The organism is Microbacterium sp. MF43, from assembly GCF_012847295.1.
Classification (GTDB): domain Bacteria; phylum Actinomycetota; class Actinomycetes; order Actinomycetales; family Microbacteriaceae; genus Microbacterium.
The window spans coordinates 551,102-571,633 of the sequence record NZ_JABBDY010000001.1 but is presented as its reverse complement, the minus strand read 5'-3'; the positions used below and the strand labels follow the sequence as shown (position 1 = coordinate 571,633).

18 protein-coding genes are annotated in these 20,532 nt (G+C 69.5%); 9 read left to right on the top strand and 9 right to left on the bottom strand.

All coding sequences use genetic code 11. From position 1 onward, the window contains the following. Nucleotides 1–65: 65 nt before the first annotated feature. Together HF323_RS02525 and HF323_RS02520 are read left to right on the top strand one after the other, a co-directional pair. A complete protein-coding gene (locus tag HF323_RS02525; RefSeq protein ID WP_169580985.1) occupies nucleotides 66–752 on the top strand; it encodes an aquaporin in 687 nt (228 codons plus the stop codon). Between the two features lie 40 nt (nucleotides 753–792). Beyond that, nucleotides 793–1,221, top strand: a complete 429-nt coding sequence (locus tag HF323_RS02520; protein WP_169580984.1) for a DUF1232 domain-containing protein — start codon at nucleotides 793–795, stop codon at nucleotides 1,219–1,221. On the opposite strand, the gene HF323_RS02515 is transcribed toward HF323_RS02520, so the two are convergent. Beyond that, complete coding sequence (locus HF323_RS02515; protein ID WP_169580983.1) at nucleotides 1,184–2,569, bottom strand: amidase family protein; 1,386 nt, start codon at nucleotides 2,567–2,569, stop codon at nucleotides 1,184–1,186. The genes HF323_RS02520 and HF323_RS02515 overlap by 38 nt on opposite strands. After that, entirely contained in the window at nucleotides 2,566–3,057 is a 492-nt protein-coding gene (locus tag HF323_RS02510; RefSeq protein ID WP_169580982.1) for a bifunctional nuclease family protein, read from the bottom strand. The genes HF323_RS02515 and HF323_RS02510 overlap by 4 nt, the downstream gene beginning before the upstream one ends. 128 nt (nucleotides 3,058–3,185) lie before the next feature. Between HF323_RS02510 and HF323_RS02505 the strand changes: the two genes are divergently transcribed. After that, nucleotides 3,186–4,217 (top strand): LLM class flavin-dependent oxidoreductase, encoded by a 1,032-nt coding sequence (locus HF323_RS02505; RefSeq protein ID WP_169580981.1) that lies wholly within the window; start codon nucleotides 3,186–3,188, stop codon nucleotides 4,215–4,217. Nucleotides 4,218–4,252: 35 nt separating this feature from the next. Here HF323_RS02505 and HF323_RS02500 read toward each other — a convergent pair whose 3' ends face one another. Genes HF323_RS02500 through HF323_RS02490 form a run of 3 tightly spaced genes read right to left on the bottom strand, consistent with a single transcriptional unit; the run spans nucleotide 4,253 to nucleotide 6,491 of the window. Then, nucleotides 4,253–4,615, bottom strand: a complete 363-nt coding sequence (locus tag HF323_RS02500) for a bleomycin resistance protein (protein ID WP_169580980.1) — start codon at nucleotides 4,613–4,615, stop codon at nucleotides 4,253–4,255. A gap of 9 nt (nucleotides 4,616–4,624) precedes the next feature. Further along, nucleotides 4,625–5,722 carry a crosslink repair DNA glycosylase YcaQ family protein gene (locus HF323_RS02495; protein WP_169580979.1) on the bottom strand — a complete coding sequence of 366 codons (1,098 nt, stop codon included), beginning with the start codon at nucleotides 5,720–5,722 and terminating at the stop codon, nucleotides 4,625–4,627. Between the two features lie 55 nt (nucleotides 5,723–5,777). Beyond that, the gene (locus HF323_RS02490) at nucleotides 5,778–6,491 is read right to left on the bottom strand and encodes a CoA pyrophosphatase (protein ID WP_211160259.1); all 714 of its coding nucleotides are present in this window, start codon (nucleotides 6,489–6,491) and stop codon (nucleotides 5,778–5,780) included. Between the two features lie 97 nt (nucleotides 6,492–6,588). On the opposite strand from HF323_RS02490, the gene HF323_RS15355 reads away from it, so the two are divergent. Together HF323_RS15355 and HF323_RS02480 are read left to right on the top strand one after the other, a co-directional pair. Next, nucleotides 6,589–7,167, top strand: coding sequence for a DUF2510 domain-containing protein (locus HF323_RS15355; RefSeq protein WP_223169122.1), 579 nt, complete (start codon nucleotides 6,589–6,591; stop codon nucleotides 7,165–7,167). 261 nt (nucleotides 7,168–7,428) lie between these two features. Then, complete coding sequence (locus tag HF323_RS02480) at nucleotides 7,429–8,436, top strand: lytic transglycosylase domain-containing protein (protein ID WP_169580977.1); 1,008 nt, start codon at nucleotides 7,429–7,431, stop codon at nucleotides 8,434–8,436. 148 nt (nucleotides 8,437–8,584) lie between these two features. On the opposite strand, the gene HF323_RS02475 is transcribed toward HF323_RS02480, so the two are convergent. From HF323_RS02475 to HF323_RS02465, 3 genes are all read right to left on the bottom strand, one after another. Then, a complete protein-coding gene (locus HF323_RS02475) occupies nucleotides 8,585–9,853 on the bottom strand; it encodes an HNH endonuclease signature motif containing protein (protein WP_169580976.1) in 1,269 nt (422 codons plus the stop codon). 114 nt (nucleotides 9,854–9,967) lie between these two features. Further along, a complete protein-coding gene (locus tag HF323_RS02470; protein ID WP_169580975.1) occupies nucleotides 9,968–10,522 on the bottom strand; it encodes an NYN domain-containing protein in 555 nt (184 codons plus the stop codon). A gap of 51 nt (nucleotides 10,523–10,573) precedes the next feature. Further along, nucleotides 10,574–10,918 carry a DUF2200 domain-containing protein gene (locus HF323_RS02465; protein ID WP_169580974.1) on the bottom strand — a complete coding sequence of 115 codons (345 nt, stop codon included), beginning with the start codon at nucleotides 10,916–10,918 and terminating at the stop codon, nucleotides 10,574–10,576. A gap of 339 nt (nucleotides 10,919–11,257) precedes the next feature. Between HF323_RS02465 and HF323_RS02460 the strand changes: the two genes are divergently transcribed. The 4 genes from HF323_RS02460 (at nucleotide 11,258) to msrA (ending at nucleotide 15,397) form a co-directional block, all read left to right on the top strand. Next, the gene (locus HF323_RS02460) at nucleotides 11,258–12,433 is read left to right on the top strand and encodes an aminotransferase class I/II-fold pyridoxal phosphate-dependent enzyme (RefSeq protein ID WP_169580973.1); all 1,176 of its coding nucleotides are present in this window, start codon (nucleotides 11,258–11,260) and stop codon (nucleotides 12,431–12,433) included. Nucleotides 12,434–12,591: 158 nt separating this feature from the next. Continuing rightward, nucleotides 12,592–14,256, top strand: a complete 1,665-nt coding sequence (locus HF323_RS02455) for a serine/threonine-protein kinase (RefSeq protein WP_169580972.1) — start codon at nucleotides 12,592–12,594, stop codon at nucleotides 14,254–14,256. A 119-nt stretch (nucleotides 14,257–14,375) separates the two neighbouring features. Continuing rightward, nucleotides 14,376–14,846 (top strand): peptide-methionine (R)-S-oxide reductase MsrB, encoded by a 471-nt coding sequence (gene msrB, locus HF323_RS02450; protein WP_317450968.1) that lies wholly within the window; start codon nucleotides 14,376–14,378, stop codon nucleotides 14,844–14,846. Then, a complete protein-coding gene (gene msrA, locus HF323_RS02445) occupies nucleotides 14,843–15,397 on the top strand; it encodes a peptide-methionine (S)-S-oxide reductase MsrA (RefSeq protein WP_169580970.1) in 555 nt (184 codons plus the stop codon). Before msrB ends, msrA begins: the two co-directional genes overlap by 4 nt. Nucleotides 15,398–15,496: 99 nt before the next feature. On the opposite strand, the gene HF323_RS02440 is transcribed toward msrA, so the two are convergent. Then, a complete protein-coding gene (locus tag HF323_RS02440) occupies nucleotides 15,497–20,491 on the bottom strand; it encodes a discoidin domain-containing protein (RefSeq protein ID WP_169580969.1) in 4,995 nt (1,664 codons plus the stop codon). Nucleotides 20,492–20,532: the final 41 nt, after the last annotated feature.

Genomic DNA, 20,532 nt, shown 5'->3' with positions numbered 1-20,532 from the left:
CTATGTGACTACGATCGACGCATGCCGTCCGGATCGGCCGGCGACGGCATCCCAGAGGAGCAATCGTGAGTCACTCGTCCCGTGCCGCGCTCGGCGAGCTGCTCGGAAGCGCCGGGCTGACACTGGCGGTCGTCGGATCGGGCATCGCGGCCCAGCGGCTCTCTCCGGGCGATACGGGACTGCAGCTCTTCGAGAACGCCTTCTCCACCGCCCTCGCTCTCACGGTGCTCATCCTGGTCTTCGCTTCGGTGTCGGGGGCGCATTTCAATCCGGTGATCACCGTCGCCGACATCACGCTCCATCGCGAGAAGTGGGCCGTCGCGGCGGCCTACATCCCCGCGCAGGTGCTCGGCTGCATCGGCGGCGCGATCCTCGCCAACGTCCTGTTCGGCGAGCCCGCCGTCGCCTGGAGCACCACCGAGCGCTCCGGCTGGCCGCTCCTGCTCTCCGAGGTCGTGGCGACGGCGGGACTCGTCGTGGTGGTGTTCGCGCTCGTGCGCACGGGGCGCTCGGCGATCGCCGCGCCCGCGGTCGGCGCCTACATCGGCGCCGCCTACTTCTTCACGTCGTCCACGAGCTTCGCCAACCCCGCCATCACCGTCGGCCGCATGTTCAGCGACACCTTCGCCGGCATCTCGCCGGCGTCCGCGCTCCCGTTCGTCGCGGCTCAGCTGGCCGGCGGGGCGGTGGGATGGCTGACCGTGCGCGCTCTGTTCCCGGTCGAGACCGGGCGCGTCACCGTCGAGGCCTGACGCCGCCGCCCGACCCCGCCCGCCACCCCGAGGAGGCCAGATGCCGGAATGGCTGACGATCGTCCTCGGCGTGCTGGGGGGCGTGCTGCTGCTGTGGCTGAGCCTCCTGCTCGTGCTGTGGGTCCAGCAGCGACGCGCGGGGAACGAAGTCGACTGGCGCGCGGTCATGCGCCTGGTGCCCGACGTCGTGCGGCTCGTGAAACGGCTCGCTTCCGATCCCTCCGTACCGCGCGCCACCCGATGGTGGCTGCTCGGCCTCCTCGGCTATCTGCTCCTGCCGATCGACCTCGTGCCCGACTTCCTTCCCGTCATCGGCTTCGCCGACGACGCGATCGTCGTCGCCATCGTGCTGAGGTCAGCGATCCGCCACGCCGGGATCGAGGCGATCGAACGGCACTGGCCCGGCACGCCCGCCGGTCTCGCAACAGTCCTCACGCTCTGCGGGTACCGGCGTCGCGGGCCGCGCTGAGCACGAACCGGTCCGCGTGCGCGGGTCCGATCAGCTGCACGCCGAGGGGCACTCCGCCGCTGTCGAGCCCGGCCGGAACCGCGACGGCGGGGAGCCCGAGGAAGTTCGCCGCCACGGTCAGCCGCAGGCTGCGCCACGCGTCGGTGGCGGCATCCGGTCCCCCCAGATCGAAGTCGACCGGCGGCACGCGCGTGGCGAACACCGGGCCCAGGATCACCGGCAGCATGCGCTGGAACCGGCGCCACTCGGCCGCGATCACGGCGCGCTGCGCCCACGCGGCGGCGTAGTCGGCAGCCGTCTCGAACGGCCGCGCGGCGGCGGTGCTGTCACGCAGGAAAGCGGTCGCCGAGGCCCCGAGCGGCTGGGGCAGGACGGCCGGATCGAGCGTGAGCAGCATGTCGGTGCACGCGAGGCGCCGCCACAGCACGGCGGCCTGCTCGAGCATGGGCGGCTCGGCGGCCTCGACCTGCCAGCCCGCTGCCTCGAGGCGGGAGGCGACGGTTTCGACGGATGCCTCGACCTCGGGGTCCACTCCCCATCCCAGCGGGTTTCGCAGCACCGCGACGCGGCGAGGCGGCGCCTCGGTCGGACGCAGATCGAGGTCGAGGGACACGGGGTCGTCGGCATCGAAGCCCGCCACGACGTCGAGCCAGAGCTCGAGATCGTCGACCGTGCGGGCGAGGGCGCCGTTCACGGAGAACTGCTGCAGCGTCATCGCGACCGGCGTGCCTCGCACCGCCGCGCGCGGCACGCGCCCGAAAGAGGGCCGGAGGCCGAACACCCCGTTCACCGCCGCCGGGATGCGCACCGACCCGCCGAAGTCGTTGCCCAGTCCGAGCGCGGCCATTCCGGTCGCAACGGCGACACCATCTCCCCCGCTCGAGCCGCCCGCCGTGCGGGCCGGGTCGTACGGGTTCAGAGTGCGGCCGAAGAGGTCGTTGTCGGTGTCCCAGCGCATGCCGAAGTCCGGCATGTTGCCGCGGCCGATGGGGATCGCCCCTGCGTGCCGCGTGCGCCGAACCACCGTGGCGTCCCGGTCGGGAACGGCGTCCGCCAGTCCGCGCCAGCCACTGGTCGAGGCCGACCAGGTGAGGTCGATGTTCTCCTTCACCGAGAACGGCACCCCGGCGAGCGGGCCCGGGTCTTCACCCCGCGCGACGGCCGCGTCAACGCGTTCGGCCTCCGCCCTGGCCCGGTCGGCGAAGATCACCGTGAGGGCGTTCAGGCGTGGATTGTCGGTGCGGATGCGGTCGAGATGCGCGTCGACCACATCGACTGCACTGATCGTCGCCGACCTCACGGCGGCCGCGATGTCGAGGGCGGATGCCTCGGCCGCGCCTGCGATCACGCTTCGAAATCCTCGGGCTCGACGTCGTCGAGGAACTTCTTGAACTCGTCCAGACGATCGCTCGCGTCTGTCTCGGTCAGGACGTCGGGCACGCCCGCCTCGTCCATCACGGGCTCGGCGACCCAGATCCCGGTGCCCGTGCGGCACGCGAGGGCGACGGCGTCGGAGGGTCGCGCGTCGATGACGACCTCACGCCCGCCGACGAGGAGGGTCAGCTCGGCGTAGAACGTGCCGTCGTCGATCCGGGTGATCTCGACACGCGCCGGCTCGGCGCCGAGCGCGGTGATGATCGAGCGCATCAGGTCGTGCGCGAGCGGCCTCGGGACGACGGCCTGCTCCACCGCGACGAGGATCGAGGTCGCCTCGAGCTGACCGATCCACACCGGCAGCACCATGCCGTCTCCGGGGAGCTGATCGATGGGCTTGAGCAGCAGGACGTGCTGCCCCGAGGCGTCGAGCGCGACGCCGGCGACTCGGACCTGCATCATCCGCCTCCTCCTCCGGCCTCTTCTCCTGCCATCCTCCTGCCATCGTAGGCACGCGCGGTCCGGCCGGGACCAGGCCGACGTGCTGTATTCACCGGAATGGATGCCTCGGGCGTACCGTTGCAGTCGTCATGCAGCGTTTCGGAACCCTCTCGTTCGGTCACTACGGCCCGCTCGGCGGCGGGCGTCAGCTCAGCGCGGGCGACTCGATGCTCCAGGCGATCGACCTCGCGCAGGGCATGGACGAGCTCGGCGTGGACGGCACCTACTTCCGGGTGCACCATTTCGCGCGCCAGCAGTCGTCTCCGATGCCGCTCCTCGCCGCGATCGCCGCGAAGACCGAGCGCATCGAGGTCGGCACGGGTGTCATCGACATGCGCTACGAGAATCCGCTGTACCTCGCCGAGGAGGCTGCGGCGGTCGACCTGATCTCGGGCGGACGCCTGGCGCTCGGCGTGAGCCGAGGGTCACCCGAGACGGTCGTGCGCGGGTACGAGGCGTTCGGGTACACGGGATCAACCGATCCTCGCGGGGCAGACATCGCGCGCGCGCACTTCGACCTCTTCCTTCGCGCGATCGAGGGCGAGGGACTGGCCGAGCGGGATTCCTCCTCGCCGTTCGGAGGCGGTGCGACGGGCATGCAGCGCATCGAGCCGCACTCACCCGGCCTGCGATCGCGCGTGTGGTGGGGCGCCGGCAACCGCGACTCCGCGGAGTGGGCAGGACGCATCGGCGTGAACCTGATGTCCTCGACGCTGCTCACCTCTGCGGACGGACGCCCGTTCGACATCCTGCAGGCCGAGCAGATCGACGCCTTCCGCGCCGCCTGGCGGGAGGCGGGACACACCGGCGAGCCGCGGGTGTCGGTGAGCCGGTCGATCTTCCCGCTGATGACGGCCGAGGATCACCTCACCTTCGGCGGGCGCCAGGACGGCGATCAGATCGGTGTCATCGACGGCATGCGCTCAACCTTCGGCAAGACCTACGCAGCCGAGCCCGACGTGCTCATCGAGCAGCTGAAGGACGACGCGGCGATCACCGCCGCCGACACCCTCATGCTCACGATCCCGAGCCAGCTGGGCGTCGAGTTCAACCTCCGCATCGTGGAGGCGTTCGCCACCCACGTCGCCCCGGCCCTCGGATGGACGGGGACGCGGGGCTGACGAAACCGCGGTCGTCACGGCGCGGCGGGAGCGCGTCAGCCGGCGTCCTCGATGAGGTGCAGCTGCGTGCCGTCCGGGTCGATCAGGAATCCCGCGCGGTGCCCCCACTCCTGCAGCGCGACGGGGACCAGCCGCGGGATGCCGATGGTCTGCTCGGGAACGCCGCTGTCTCGCACGGCCGCGTACAGGCCGTCGAGATCGGCGACGCGGATGCTCGCCATGAACCAGCTCTCGTACGGATCGTGCTCGGGCGCGAGGAAGAACTCGAGCACCACACCGCCACGCGACAGGATGAGCCATCCGCCGTCGCGGTAGGCCACCTCGAACCCGAAGCCGCCGTAGAAGACGATCGTCGCGTCGAACTCGCGCGACGGAAGGTTCGGCACCGAACGATCCATGGTGGGAATCTACGACACCGCGCGCTCCGACACACCGGTGACGGGCAGCCCGAGCCACTCTCCGAGGTCCGTGATCTCTGCGCGAACCATCTCCTGCTCTTCCGGCTCGAGCGGCAGGAATTCGTGGACGGCGTTCACGCGGAGCGCATCGCGCTCGCGATCGACCTCGGCGTCCAGCATCCCCACGAATCGGTCGCCCAGGAGGATCGGATGCGCGAAGTAGCCGTAGATCCGCTGCGGCTTGGGCTTGAACTGCTCGAGCACGTACTCGAACTCGAAGATCTCCGCCAGCCGAGGGCGATCGAAGAGCAGAGAATCGTACGGGTTGAGGAACGCGACACGGCCGCCCGCGTCCTCGTCGTCGAGAGCCGCGAGCGCCTCAGGATCGACGCGGAAGGTCCACCTGCTTCCCTCGACCGTCGCTCGCTCGCCCGCATCTCCGACCTGCGACCAGGGCGAGCGGGCTTTCGCGATGCCGACGGCTTGCAGTCGCCTCTCCGCGAGGAGTCGATCGGCCTCGTCAGGCTCGATCTCGGGAAGGTCGGCCGGGTAGACGCGCTCGGCCAGATCCCAGCGCCGGTGCCTTCCCTCGCGGCCGGTGATCGCCACCAGCCCTTGCCTGCTCAGGAAGTCGAGCATGTGGGGGACCTGGTTGCGGCCCGACCAGCCGTCCGGCGCGCGGTCGACCTGCGCGGTGTCGGGAATCTCGCTCGCCAGGAGCGGACCCTCGGCTCGGAGGCGGTCGAGGACGTCGGCCTTGAAGCGCGCGTTGGCCTCGAGCCACTGCCGACTGCTCTCCCGCTGAGGCCACCGGCGCATCGCCGGACGCATCAGCGGGAGCAGGCTCATCGGGCGGAAGGCGCCGTCGAACTCGAACAGCAGACGGTCGATCTCGACCGCCTTCTGCAGTTGACCCGGCTCGTACGACCATCCGATGCGCGACCACAGGACCGTGTGCTCGCACGGTGCGATCGTCGCGGTCGGGTCGATCTTGACGTAGCCGAGCTGCTCCGCGACCTCGATGACGTCGCCGGGACGCTGGGCGTCGAGCAGCTGGGCGCGCACGGCGATCCTGCGGGCCTCGTCGCGGGTGAGCCGGTGCGTCACGCGGACGAGGCTAGTCCACCCGCGCGGAACCGGGCAGGGTCACGGCCCGCAGGCGTCAGCGCGTGGACCTTCCCGAGCGAGCTTCGGACTCGTCGAACCCTGCCCGTTCGAGCGGCAGCTCGCGCGAGGCATCCCACGCCTCCGTCCACCCGAGCCGGTCGAAGAGTCCGTCCAGCAGCATCCCGGTGAAGCCCCAGACGAGGTGGTCGCCGTCGGGTCCAGGGAGGAGGAACCCGGGTCCGCGCCACTCCTGGCCGTCGCGGCGGATCACGGTCGACCCGCGATGGGCAGGGTCGAGCAGGTCGGCGACGGGAGCGCGGAACACGTCGGCGGACTCGGCCGGGTCGACAACGCGGACCGGGGACGGATGCCGCCACCAGCCCAGCACCGGAGTCACGAGGTGCTGGGAGTAGACGAGCGGCACATCCTCGAGCGTGCCCAGCACCTCGACCCCGGACGGGTCGAGGTCCGTCTCCTCGCGCGCCTCGCGCAGGGCGGCGCCGACAGGGCCGTCGTCGTCGGGGTCGAGCCGACCGCCGGGGAAAGCGACCTGCCCCGCGTGCGACCGAAGGGTCGAGGCACGGGAGAGCAGGAGCACGTCGAGGTCGCGCGAGACGGCGCGCGCGTGGTCGCGCTCGCTCAGCAGCGAGTCGAGGACCCCGAACAGCACGAGGACCGCTGCCGGTCGCGCGCGCGTACTGGAGGGCAGTGAGGCGAACTGCGGAAAGCCGGGGCGATCGCGAGCCGCGACGTCGGCCAGCGCCGACAGCTGGTCGCGGGCGCTCTGCGAGGTCGGATCGGCGGGCACCCGGCCAGGCTACGCCGGATCCCGGACAGGGAGGGCGTGACGCGATTACCCTCGTGGCATGAACACGCAGCCGGCCCCGGGCTGGTACGACGACGGCACCGGCAGGCAGCGCTGGTGGGACGGCGCGCGATGGACGGAGGAGTACATCGACCTGCGGGAGGACCGCACCGAACTCCACAGAGGCCCCGCCCCCGCCGGCAGCGGTGTCGCGCCCGCAGGGTGGTACGACGATCAGCGCGGCAGGGAGCGCTGGTGGGACGGGAGGCAGTGGACGACCGCGGTGCGCTACAGCGGGCGGGAGCAGGACTTCGCAGGGGTCGTCCTCGATGACCGCTGGATTCATCTGGGCGACCTCAGCCAGCCCGTCGGCTCGGTGCGCGCGTCCGTGGACTCGGGGGATGCGCTCCTGCGCAGTCCGGCCTTCACACGCCACGCCGTCGAGCGTCGCTTGGTCGGAACGGGCGGCGCCATCACGCCGCGAACCCTGAACCGGGATGTGCGCCGCGACCTGACGTACCTGGTGGTCACGGGTGCTGCACAGGTCTGGGCGGTCGCGATTCCCGCGGGAGCGGATGCCTCGGCGCGGCGCTTCGCCGGGTGGGTGAACGCGAGCGCCGACCACTACCGATTCGGGTGAGCCCCGAGGTCGTTCGGGGGCGCGCGATCCGGTGAGCACCCCGCTCACTCGGGCGTCCCGATCCGGGCGAGTCACCCTTATTCGAGCCTCGGCAGGCTCGCTGATCAGCCATTTTCGGCGTCGGGACTCCCATGTAACGTTCAGGTAACGCACCGGAACCGTCCAGACGAGCTAGGCAGACTCGGGGACTTGTGCCCGCCTGGCAGGCACGATGGCGCCACCCGAACGGCGCAGCAAACGATACGGAACTCGGTTTACTTCATGCGCTCCAGCTCTTCTTCTGCCCGTCTTCGTCGTGCCCGCAGCGCCCGCCGGCGCCAGCAGAGGCGAACCGCCATCGTCAGCGCCGGCCTCGCCATCGGCCTCTTCGCGACGGCCGGTGTGGCCACGGCCGCGCCGCTCTCGCAGGCGGAAGCCGCCGGTCCGGACCGCACGTTCGCCCTGGCGTCCTTCACGATGCCGACCGAACCGACGGTCGCCGTGACGACGGAGGGGTCAGACCCCATCTCGATCGCCGCGCATGATGCGCTGGACGTCGCCGACGTGACGATCGCGGCCGCCGCCACGGTGACCGCGGATGTCAAGGCATCGGGTCTCGACCTCGGCGACACCGACACCACCATCGACACCTCCAAGCTCGGCGCCGCCGCTGAGCGCCTCGCGGGCGGCCTGGACCTGCCCGCTCCCCTCGTGCCGGATCTCACCGACGACGTGACGGCGCTCATCGCGTCGGTCGAAGCCGAGGTCGCCGATCTGCGGGCGAGTCTCGACGCCGCGAAGAAGCTGAAGACCGAGCGTGAGGCGGCCGCGAAGGCCAAGCGCGAGGCGGAGGCCCGCGCGGCCGCCGAGAAGGCGGCGGCGGAAGCCGCAGCCGCCCAGGCGGCCGAGGCCGCCCAGTCGCAGTCTCAGTCGTCGTCTTCGGGCGGTGGCGGTTCCGCGCCGGTTCCCGCCGGCGGCGGTGCAAGCCCGGCGGAGGCGCAGGCCATCGCGCGGAGCATGCTCGGCAGCTACGGGTGGGGCGGCGACCAGTTCTCGTGCCTCGTCTCGCTGTGGAACAAGGAGTCCGGCTGGAACTACCGCGCCTACAACTCGTCGAGCGGCGCGTACGGAATCCCGCAGGCCCTCCCCGGCAGCAAGATGGGCAGCGCCGGCGCTGACTGGCAGACGAACGCCGCGACCCAGATCCGCTGGGGCCTCGGCTACATCTCGGGCCGTTACGGCTCGCCGTGCGGCGCATGGTCGCACTCGCAGTCGGTCGGCTGGTACTGAGTCCAGTCCGTTCGCAGAGACCCCGGGGCTTCCCTGGGGTCTCTGCGCGTCTGCGGTCAGGATCAGCACCGTGGCCAGCCCCGCATCCGGGGGTGTCAGCACGGCGCACCGGGGACCCGGGGGCGTCAGCACGGCGCGTCCTCGGGCGTCAGAACGGCGCATCCGCTGCCGAGGAGGGACGGAACACGGGAAGCGGGCGCTCGGGCTGGACGAGGTATCTGCGGCCCGCCGGCGAGGTCCACAACAGCGCGCCGCCGCTCCCGGGGACCTGTTCTACCGTCCAACCCCCGTGATGCTTGACGGTGTGGTGCCCGGTGCACAGTGGGGCCGCGTTGAACAGCGACGTCGGTCCTCCGTCCTGCCACGCGACCGTGTGATCGATCTCACATCGTGACGCAGGCACTCCGCACCCCGGCGCCATACATCTCCCCGCTCTCCAGCGAATCAGCCGACGCATGCCCGGCGGTGGTCGATACTGGTCACGACCGACCGAGAGAACGGCGCCCGTCTCGGGGTGGGTGAGGACCCGCATCCATCCCTCCGCTCCTGCGCAGAGCCGCTTGGCCTCATCGAGCGGGATGGGGCCGATCCCTTCGACGCTGGCCGGCGCATGCCCGCGGCGGTCGCGCTCGTCGTCATCAGCGGCGAGAAGGGCCAGCGCCGGCACGGTGACCGCCACCGTCGCACGGATGCCTCGCGCTTCCGCCGGGTGCCCGGCGGTGTCACCCTCGATGAGGAGATCGCACACCACATCGGCGCGGGTCTGGTCGAGACTGCGGCTCTCGTCGGGATGAGAGGCGATCGCCTTGGCCATCGCGGTCACACGAGAATGGATCGCACGAGCCTCGACCGCGGGGATCAGCGCGTGCAGCCACGCCATTCCGTCCTCGGCAGGCTCGATGGCGACCCGTCGATGCGCGAGCGCCTCCTCGTGCCGGCGCGCGAGCGTGACCGACCGCGCAGCGTCGATCATCGCGCGTAGGCGCCGGCGGAACGTGCCGACGGGCTGCGCCTCGGCCTCGGCGAGCGCGTCGGGCAGCAGGATGCCGCGCAGCTCCGACTCGACGGCATCGAGGCTGGACACCAGGATCCGCGCGTGCTGCTCGGTCACCCGCGCGCCGGCGAGCGAATCGAGCACCGCCGGGTATCGCTGGACGAGGGCCTCGGCGAGGTGCAGCAGGTCGTCGGCGACGTATTCGGTGACACGCAGGGCCGCGGCCAGCTCGAGGCGGATCCCGCGCTCGACGACGGGCGTGAGCTCACGCCCGAAGGCCGCCGCCTCGGCAAGGGCCTCTCGACGCATGGCGTCGATCCGCTCCAGCCGCTGGGCGGCGATGATCGACATGTAGTCGGCGATCTCGATCACGCGATCGAGGGCGTCCGGCACCGGGACCGGGGAATCGCCTGCGATGAACATGGCTCGACTTTAGAACATACCTACGACATTCCTCCGTGACGCCACCCGCGCCCGCCACCTGGAGAGTCGGTCAGGTCGAGGCATCCGCCCCGAACCACCACGACGGGACTCTGGTCAGCGCAGGAAGGCGGTCGGGTCGAATTCGTCGATCGGAATGACGCGGACGCGCGGCAGCGGAGCGTCGAACGCGTCCGCGTCGTACTCGATGTCGAACAGCTCGACTCCCGGGATGGCGCCGAACTCGGCACTTCGGAACTCGTGGAACCCCAGCACGCCGACGCGGCGCTCCCCGCCGGCGAGGCGTCCGAGGTCATCGACGAAATCGCGATCGTGACTGACCAGCACGACATCGTCGTCGCGATCGGCCAGTGCGCGCAGCGTGCGCTGGATCGCGATGTCGACGACCTTCTCGTCGGGCGCACCCGACAGCGGCACCGGCTGGTAGCCGAGGGCGAGGAGCGCCTGCACGAACGGCATCGGGAGGTGCGAGCTGGCGTTGAGGAAGAAGAGCCCCTGCGACGGCTGCTGCCAGCGCTCCGCGACGAACGACAGGAGACGGTCCCAGCGCGGGCGCTCGTCGGGCTGCGGCCGACGTCCGAGGATCGACCCGCCGAGCGTGGCGTCGATGTTCTCGCCGTCCACGAGCACCCAGCTCTTGCGCTCCGCCACGTTCACTCCCCTGCTCGCCGGCCCGTGCGATCCCGACCGTATCAGCCGACCTCAGGCCGCGCGGAGCACCTTGTGCATCGGTCGCCCCTTGGCGAGCTCGTCCACGAGCTTGTCGAGGTACCGGATCTTCTGCATGAGGGGATCCTCGATCTCCTCGACGCGCATGCCGCAGATCACGCCGGTGATGGCCGATGCCGCGGGGTTGAGCTGGGCGTCGGCGAAGAAGTCCTCGAAGGTCGTGCCCGCGTCGAGGTGGTGTCGCAGGCGCGCGTCGTCGAATCCGGTGAGCCACTCGATGACCTCATCGAGCTCGGCGACCGTGCGCCCCTTCTTCTCCACCTTCGCGACGTACAGCGGATACACCTTGGCGAAGCTGAGGCTGAAGACGCGGTGCACCGGGCCAGCGTAGCGCCGCCCGCCGCCGGAGACAGTGATGGCCCCGGGCGGGTGCCCGCCCGCCGGGGCCATCGCGCTGCTGCAGGAGATTGACCGGACCCGAATACCGACCCTCGACCGCACCGCGCATCACTGCTCCGCAAGAGTATGCCGAGGCATCCGTCGACAACTTCCCGTTGACAGACGATCCGGCCTGCTGGTAAAAGCGGGGCGCACTGCGCGGGCGCTGCCCGACCGGGAAGACGCCGATCGCCGCGCCAGCCGCGCACCGGTGGCGGTTGACGCGCGCGGGCACCCGCTGAAAGGCTGACCGCAGCACTGGGGACAAGGGGGTTCACCATGGTCATGTCCGCGCGCGCGAGCGGAGCGAAGGCGTCCGTCGACGTCGTCACCGACTTCCTCGCGAAGATGAACGGTCTCACCGCCGAGCCCGACGCGCTCGACTTCACGTTCGGCAACCCCCACGAGTTCCCCCTGCCGGGCCTCGCCGCCGCGATCCGCAAGCACCTCGAGCCGCAGTCGGTCGACTGGTTCGCGTACAAGACGAGCGAGCAGGAGGCGCAGGATGCCGTAGCCGCCGGGCTGCGCGACGAGCTGGGTCTCCCCTTCGAGCCCGCCGACATCGCGATGACCCAGGGAGCTTTCGGCGCGCTCCAGCTCGCGTTCGCGCTCCTCACCGACCCCGGTGACGACGTCGTGATCCCCGTGCCCGGCTGGTTCTGCTACGAGCCCATGCTCCTGATCGCCGACCTCGTGCCGGTGCGCGCATCGCTCGACCCGGTCACGTTCGACCTCGACATCGACGCGATCGCTCGCGCCATCACCCCGCGCACCCGGATCGTCGTCGTCAATTCGCCGTCGAACCCCACCGGGCGGGTCTTCCCGAAGGCGACGTGGGATGCTCTCGCCGCGACGCTGGGCGAGGCATCCGCCACCCACGGCCACCGGATCTGGATCGTGTCGGACGAGCCCTACCGGCGCATCCGGTTCGACGACATTCCCTTCGCGAGCCCCGCGGGATCGTACCCGTGGACGGTCATCGGCTACAGCTACGCCAAGGTGCTGCTCGCGCCCGGACAGCGCATCGGGTACCTGGCCCTCTCTCCGCTGCTGCCCCCCGCCGACAGAGAAGAACTGCGGGCGGCGATGATGCCGCTCGGCCTGGCGATCGGCTGGGGCTTTCCCGACGCGGTGATGCAGTACGCCGTCCCGGACCTCGAGCGACTCTCGCTCGACATGGCCGAGCTCACCCGCAAGCGCGACCGCATGTACGGCGCGCTCGTCGATGCCGGCGTCGAGGTCACGCGCCCCGAAGGCACCTTCTACCTGTGGGGGAAGGCTCCCGGCGGCGACGCGGCCGCCTTCTGCGATGCCCTCGCCGCACGCGGTGTCTTCCCCATGCCCGGGACCCTGTTCGATCAGCCGCAGCACTTCCGGATCTCACTCACCGCGACGATGGAGACGATCGAGCGGGCGCTTCCGCACTTCGTCGCGGTCGCTCGCGAACTCTCCTAGCGCTCGGCCGGACGAGCACGACGCTCGCGGCCTTTCATACCCGCGCAGCGGATGCAACCCCCTGGGGTGCGCCGCATCGATGCGCGACTCTCGGACGACGCCCACCGTCCGTGCGCCGCCTCCCGAGCAGCGCACCACCTCCCGAACAGCGCACCATCATGAGCACTCCACCCGCACTCGTCGCCGACCGGTACCGGCTGGCCAAGATGCTCGGCGCGGGCGGCATGGGGATCGTGTGGCAGGCGTGGGACACGCGCCTGCAGCGTCCGGTGGCCCTGAAGATGCTGCGGACACAGCCCGAACTGAGTGAAGACGACCGTCAGCGGGCGACGGGTCGCGCCATGCGCGAAGCGCGGATCACCGCGGGGCTTCACCATCCGCACGCTGTCACCGTCTACGACGTGATCGAACACGACGGTCAGCCGTGCATCGTCATGCAGCTCGTCGAGTCCACGCCGCTGTCGGACCTGCTCCGGGAGCACGGATCTCTCACTCCCCTCGAGACGGCCCGCATCGGCGCGGAGGTCGCTTCGGCTCTCGCCGCGGCTCACGCGCTCAAGATCGTGCATCGCGACGTGAAGCCGGGGAACATCCTGGTCTCGGCGGACGGGTCGGCGTTGATCAGCGATTTCGGCATCTCGCATGCGCTCGGAGACGCGACGATCACGGCGACCGGGATCGTGCACGGCACGCCGGCGTATCTCGCGCCGGAGGTCGCCCGCGGACTGCCCACCAGCTTCGCCTCGGATGTGTTCTCGCTCGGCGCCACGCTCTACGCCACAGTCGAAGGGGAACCGCCGTTCGGGACCGACAGCAACCACATGGCGCTCCTGCACCGCGTGTCGCGCGGCGGCTATCCGGCGCCCCGGCATGCGGGGCCCCTGGCGCCGCTCCTGCGCAAGATGCTCGCGAGCGACCCCAAGCGGCGGCCCACCATGCGGTCGGTCGAACAGGAGCTCGGTGCCCTCGCCGATGAGCCGCGGTCGACCCGGGCCGTCACCGAAGGACTCGTCACCCTCGGATTCGAGGCGACGGCGGTAGCCGCGGCGACCGTCGCCGGCGCGTCGGTCGGCGCGTCCGACGAGGAGACGGATGCCGCGGCGACCACTCCCACGGTCCCCTTCACTCCCCCCGAGCAGGCGGATCCGGAGGCTCGCCCTTCCGCCGTCGAAGGTGCCCGGCCGCCGCTCGCGACAGCGGAGACTGCCCCTGCGCCGCCGCCGTCCGGCGGGCCGAGCCCGCCTCGACAGAGGGGCGGTCGCTCGCGAGCGGCGCTCGTCGCCGGCGGTCTCGCGGTGCTGGCGGTGGTCGTCGTCCTCGTCCTCCTCCTCGTCCCCCGGCCCGGGAACACCGCGCGGCAGGCCGAGCCCGCGCGTCCGTCCCCGGCCGTCACCGAGGGCGCCACGCGCCAGCCGACGCCGTCGCCGACCCTTCCCGCGGACCCCGAGGAAGACGCGGAATCGACTCCCGCACCGGTGACGCCGCCGGCGACAGCCACTCCCGAGCAGCGCGTGGTCGCCGCGATCTCCGGGTACTACGCCATGATGCCCGAGGGGCGAGACGCGGCATGGCCACTGATGACAGCGGACTACCAGCAGAACCACGCCGGCGGGCGGGGCGGCTACGAGGCGTTCTGGTCGCAGGTCTCAGAGGTGTCCTTCGCCGATGTGCAGGCAACCGGCCCCGATTCCGGGCAAGCAGCCGTGACGTATCGCTTCAATGACGGGCGGGTGGTCGAGGAGGTCACGGCGTACCGTCTCGTCGACGAGGACGGAACCCTGAAGATCGCAGCGACAGAGGTCCTGAGCAGTCGCACGCTGTGACGACCGTCTCGGCGACCCGGATTCGAAGCTCGCTCCCAGCTTCGCGGGACCAAAACCGGCGAGGCATCCGTTCTCCCTCTATGACGCCGCAGCCAGCGACGTCGCAGAGGAGGAACACCGTGAATCCCGCCGACTATCGCAAGACCCCCGAGGCGCTCCGCCGCCTCACCGACGCGCAGTACCGCGTCACGCAGGAGGACGGCACCGAGCCGCCCTTCCGCAATCCGTACTGGAACAACCACGAGCCCGGCATCTATGTCGACGTCGTTTCGGGCCAGCCCCTGTTCTCGTCCGTCGACAAGTACGAGAGCGGAACCGGATGGCCGAGCTTCACGCGGCCGATCGAGCCAGATGCCGTCACCACCAAGAGCGACCGCAGCCTGTGGATGAGCCGCACCGAGGTGCGCTCGTCCGGCGCCGACAGCCACCTCGGGCATGTCTTCGACGACGGCCCCCGAGAGGCCGGGGGCCTGAGATACTGCATGAACTCGGCCGCACTGCGCTTCGTCCCCGCCTCCGACCTGGAGGCCGAGGGCTACGGCGACTACCGACACCTCTTCCCCCGCGAGAATCAGGAGCACGCATCATGACCAGCGGTCCCTTCGACACCGGCGAGATCACCCGCACCCCCGGCACCGAGACGGCGGTCCTCGCCGGCGGATGCTTCTGGGGCATGGAGGACCTCATCCGCCGCCAGCCCGGCGTGCTGCAGACGCGCGTCGGCTACACCGGCGGCGAGAACGCCCACGCCACGTACCGCAAGCACCCCGGGCACGCCGAGGCGGTGGAGATCGTCTTCGATCCGACGCAGACGACCTACCGCGACATCCTGGCGTTCTTCTTCCAGATCCACGACCCGTCCACGAAGGACCGCCAGGGCAACGACATCGGCACGAGCTACCGCTCGGCGATCTTCCCGCTCACGCCCGAGCAGGAGCAGGTCGCTCGCGACACGATCGCCGACGTCGACGCCAGCGGACTGTGGCCGGGCAAGGCCGTCACCACGATCGAGCCCGCGGGGCCGTTCTGGGAGGCCGAGCCGGAGCACCAGGACTACCTCCTGCGCATCCCGAACGGGTACACCTGTCACTTCCCGCGGGCCGGGTGGGTGCTGCCCAAGCGCGCCGACGCCAACGCTTGAGCACGGAATCCGGATGCCGCGTCCCACGTGGGGCGCGGCATCCGCCGTCTCCCGCACTCGCGGCCCGGCACGCCCCCGCGCCGGGTTCCCCCTTCGTCATCAACTCGTCAGCTTCGTGATCTCCGCCGCTGTCAGCGCACGGTTGTAGATGCGCACGTCGTCGATCGATCCTTTGAAGCCGTGATTGCCGGTCTGATCGTTCCCGATCACGGTCCCGCCGGCAGGCGTGGCGGGCGCAGCGCCGCTCTGGCTGATCGGCGAGCTGACACCGTTGATATAGAGCACCCAGGTGCCGTTTCGCCGCACAGCGGCCAGGTGCGTCCACTGACCGCTGGTCAGCGCCGTCTGGGAGGCGGCGACCGCGTTGCCGGCGACGAGGATCGACACCCTGTTGCTGTCTGCCTGATTCAGGAAGAGTGCATATCCGCTCGACGCGGTGTTGCCGTTCACAAGGATCATCTGGTGCGCTGTCGTGGCGCCGCTCCACTTGACCCACGCGGACAGCGTGACGTTGTCAGCCGCAGTGCTCGCCAGGCCCGCCGTCGCCTTCGCGCCGCTGGACCCGTCGAGGGTGAGCGACGCCCCGCCTTCCTTGGGTGCTGTCGAACTGTAGCCGGCCGTTCCCGCCAGCGTGGCATCGAGGTCGTTGGCACTGTTGTCGCTGGCGTTGTCGTTGAAGCCCCACATGGCGCGGTAGTCCGCCGGGCGTCCGTTCACCGCCGAGAACACCTGAATCTCGGAGAGGCCGTTGTTGGAGCCGGTCCCGCCCGCTGCCTGGAACCTCACCCAGGTGACCGTCTTCTCGGGGAACGTGACCACCTTGGCCGCTCCTGCAGGGTCGATGCCGGTGACCGCGACGCTCGTGCCGTCGCTGAAGGTCAACGTGCCCCCGTTGATGTCATCAGTGGCGTTCACTCGGTCGAAGAGAACTACTCGGTCGACAGCCTGCGAGGATGACCAGTCGAGCTGTATCCACGGGTTGACCTGGCCGAGGGATGCCCACTCCCCCGTGATGTTCTGGCCGATGATCCCGTCTGTGGCCTTGGCCGGCACGTAGGTCGCGTTGAACTGCGACGAAGCGGTCACGGTGGCCGACGGCGCCACATTGGTGGGCGGCGCCACGTGTTCGCCGTAGACCCTCATCTCGGAGAGACCGTTGTTCACGCCCGTCCCACCCGCGACCTGGAACGTCACCCATGTGACCGTCTTCTCGGGGAACGCGACCTCACGCGGCGCCCCGGCACCGTCGATCCCCGACACCTCGATGCTCGTCCCATCACTGAACGAGAGCGTCCCGCCGTTCACATTGTCGGACCCGTTGACGCGGTCGTAGAGCACGACGCCTTCGATCTTTCGGGAAGACGGCCACTCGAGCTTGAGCCACGGATTTGTCTGGTTCAGCGCTGCCCACTCGCCGGTGCCGTTCGCGCCGATGACGTTGTCGATGGCCTTGGCGGCCGCGTAGTTCGCGTTGTACTGGGACGACGCGGAAGCAGTCGCGTCGGGGGCGATGTTCGGTGGAAGGTCGAAGACCTGGATCTCGGAGAGACCGTTGTTGACTCCGGTTCCGCCCGATGCCTGGAACTTCACCCAATCGACCGTCTTGTCGGGGAACTCGATGTGCTTGGCGCCACCGTTCACCGGGACCGCGGCGACCTGAACGCTCGTGCCGTCGCTGAAAGTGAGGACGCCGCCGTTGATGTTCTCGGAGCCGTGCGTGCGGTCATAGAGGACCACGGTGTTGATGGTCTTCGTCGTCGGCCACGCGAGCTTGATCCAGGGGTTCGCCTCGCCGGAGGACACCCACTCGCCATTCCCGTACGCGCCGACCACGTCATCGGTCGCACGCCCGGGCGTCGCGCCGTCGTGCAGAGAGGACGATGCGGTCACGCTTGCGCCGAGTGCGTAGTTCGCACGCGGGAGCACGTCCTTGCCCCACACGGTCACCTCGAGAAGGTCGATCCCACCTGATCCCTTCGCGCCCTCTTCGAAGAGCAGCCTCACGTAGCGGCCCTCGGCACCGAGCGTGACTTCTGTCGGCTCGATCGCGCTGTAGCCGCCGTCGACGGGAACGTTGACGGACGCGGGGATGACTGTCGTCCATGCGACGCCGTCGTCGCTCACCTGGTAGGTCACGGACTTCGGCAGATTCACGTAGTGATCGTTGCGGTGATTGAAGTGCACGTCCAGGGAGGCGATCCTCTGTGTCGTGCCGAGGTCGACCTGCCACCACGCACCGGTGGTGGAGCTCGCCTTCCACTTCGAGCCGTCGCCGCCGTCTGCCGGATACGCGACACCGTCGTTGGCCTTCGATGCCCCGAAGCCGCTGGCTGCGCCGCTCGACGTCGCTGCCTTCCCGACGCTGACGATTCGCTCGTCGGTGATGTCGAGACTCACTTTGTTCGTCGTCACGCTCTCGCCGTCTTGAGACACTGTGGCCCAGACTGCCACCCGCTGGGGAGAGGTCACCGAGGTCTTCGCGGTGACGACGCCGCCGCTGGTGATGTCGACCAGGTCCGGCTTGTCCGTCTCGTAGGTGACCGTGGCCTGCGTGATGTCGAGCTTCCCACCGCGCTCCCCGCGGCCTTCGATGGTCATCGTCGCGGAGGCGTTCTGGTGGTAGAGCTTCCCGAAGTAGGCCTCCTTGCCGTCGAGTCGCGCGACGGCACCGATCATGGTGTCGGTGACGCGGATGGCATTCCCCGCTGTCACCTCGACGGTGATGCTGTCGGACTTCGTGACTCCGTCATACTCGACCTCGGCCGTGATACTCGCGTCACCCTGGCCGACGGCCGTGACGACACCCGCCGAGCTCACTGTCGCCACCGCCGAATCGTCCGTGGAGTAGGAGACGCTCGCACGTTCCCCGTCCGTGAGGTCCGCCTTCAGAGCGATGTACTCGTTGAGGTATCCCTCGACAGCGACCTTGGCGGTCGAGGGGCCGGTCTCCGTCGCGGTCGCCTTCACCGAGGTCAGGGGGTAGCCCGTGAACGCCTTGTCCGTCTCGATCCTGATGATGGTGTCGATCGGATCGATGACCACGCCCGTGGTGGTGATCGTCACGTTCGAGCCCGTCTGAGTGAAGGGGAGGCTCGGTCCGTTCAGGACCGACACGTCGGTGACCGTGTCGGCGACCGGGCCCACCGTGACGGAGTCGCCCCCGGGCATGCCGGTCTTGCTGATCGGCGCTGGCGCGTCGAGGACGTGCATGTAGATCACGTTGTCGCGGTGCGTGGAGAATCCCCAGTTCGAGGCGGCGAGCGGACCCGGCTCCGTCCCCGTGAGTGCTTCGAGTCGCGAGTTGATCCACGTTGCGTAACCGTCGTGCATGTCGATGAACTTCTGAGCGTCTTCCGGGAACGCGGTCAGCGGCGAGGAGGGGTTCGCCCCGCCCCCCGAACCACGTGCCATGGTGATCGCCTGATCGAAGTCGGCCATCTGACCGGTCGCGATCTCGACGATGTGCGCCTTGGCGAAGTTCCTCCAGTCATCGCGCACCTGCCAGCCGTGGTACGGCCGCCAGAGGTCCAGCGTCGTGGTGAACGGGTGGCGCCATGCGTCGATGACGGTGAACTTGTTGTCGGGCGTCGCCCACGGCTGCGCGGTCCCCAGCGCGTTGTCCCAATACCGGACGTTCTCGGTCACCTTCAGGTCGGTGTCGCCCTGCTCGGGAACATCATTCGAGAGAATGACGGCGTCGTCGCCATAGGCGCGGACGATGCTGTACATCGCGTCGAGGTTTCCGCGATTGTGTGGATTGCCGTCGAAGAACCACTGTCGGGGGTTGTCGTAGCGGGTGATCAGGTCTTCGATGTCCCGGGCGAACCCGCTCGATGTGAAGTGCTTGTTTCCCGCGCCCTCGGACGGGTAGTACATGCCCCAGCGGATGCCATGTCGCTTCACGGCTTCCATGTAGGGCGTGATGTAGTCCGCGGTCGGCGCCGCCTGGTGATACGAAGGCCACCAGACCGAGGACTGCTGGCCGGCTTCGAAATACACCGCGCCGATCCCCTGCTGCTTCATGCGCTCCGCCCACAGGTCCGCGGAGAAGTTCGGGTCGAAGGTCGCCGTGTACGCGGCGCCGGCGGAGACGAGGGCAACCTGCCCCGCGTGCTGGATCCACGCGTTCGGTCGCTCTTTCACCACGATCGTGAAGCTCTTGCTGGCGGTGTCCGCCGCACCGTCGGTGACGCGGACGGTGAAGGTGTACTCACCCGGGTCTGCCGAGACCGTGCCATCGATGGTTCCGTCGCTGGCGAGCGTCAGCCCGCTCGGGAGGGTGCCGCCGGTGATCGCCCACGTGTAGCCGGGCGTCCCGCCCTGCCCGTAGAAGCGGAACTTCGATGCCTGGGGGCGCCACGTCTGCGTGCCCCGATTCGACGTGGTCCACACGTACGGCCACTCGGTGTACGCCGTCGGCATGTCATTCGCTGTGAAGGACAGCCCCTTGGTGTTGATTCCGAGCGCGCCCCCGCCGGGCTGCGTCGAGTAGGTGAGACCCGTGACGGCATCCCCGTTCGCGTCGGTGATGCGCGCGTAGAACCCCCAGAAGTAGGCGCGAGTCTTCACCTGCTTCACAAGCACCCGGTTCCAGCCGTTCGTCAACGAGATGTCGTAGCTGGAGGTGTCCTTATGCGCCTCGACGGCGGTCGAAAGTGCGCCCACGGAGGTCCCGTTGATCCACACTTCGTGCGTTCCGCTCGATCCGATCCTGAACTTCGCCGACTGGGCCGTGGAGCTGTGGACATAGACCACTGCATAGGCCACCATGTCGTCGGCAACGGCTTTGCCCTGCTTGATCTTGAAGTGACCATAGAGGTCCTGATAGTCGTCGAGGTTGCGGTTGTAGAGGCGGTCGTCGAAGTACTGCCACTCGGCTCCGCCGATGTCTTCACCCTCACTCGGGCTCGTCGCCGGGTCGGCCTGGATCGAACCGGCGAACGGCCCGGCCAGGAGCCAGGTGTTGATGTACGGTGCGTTTCCGCTCGCGTACGCGGCCTGGGCCGTCTCCGCGCGGAACGGAAGCGGGACAACCAGCAGCGACACCAGCAGGGCGAGGATGGCGATCCTCGCGGTCGTCGATGAAATACGCATCATTCGCCTTTCAGCGTCGTGCACAGAGCAGCGTTGATCTT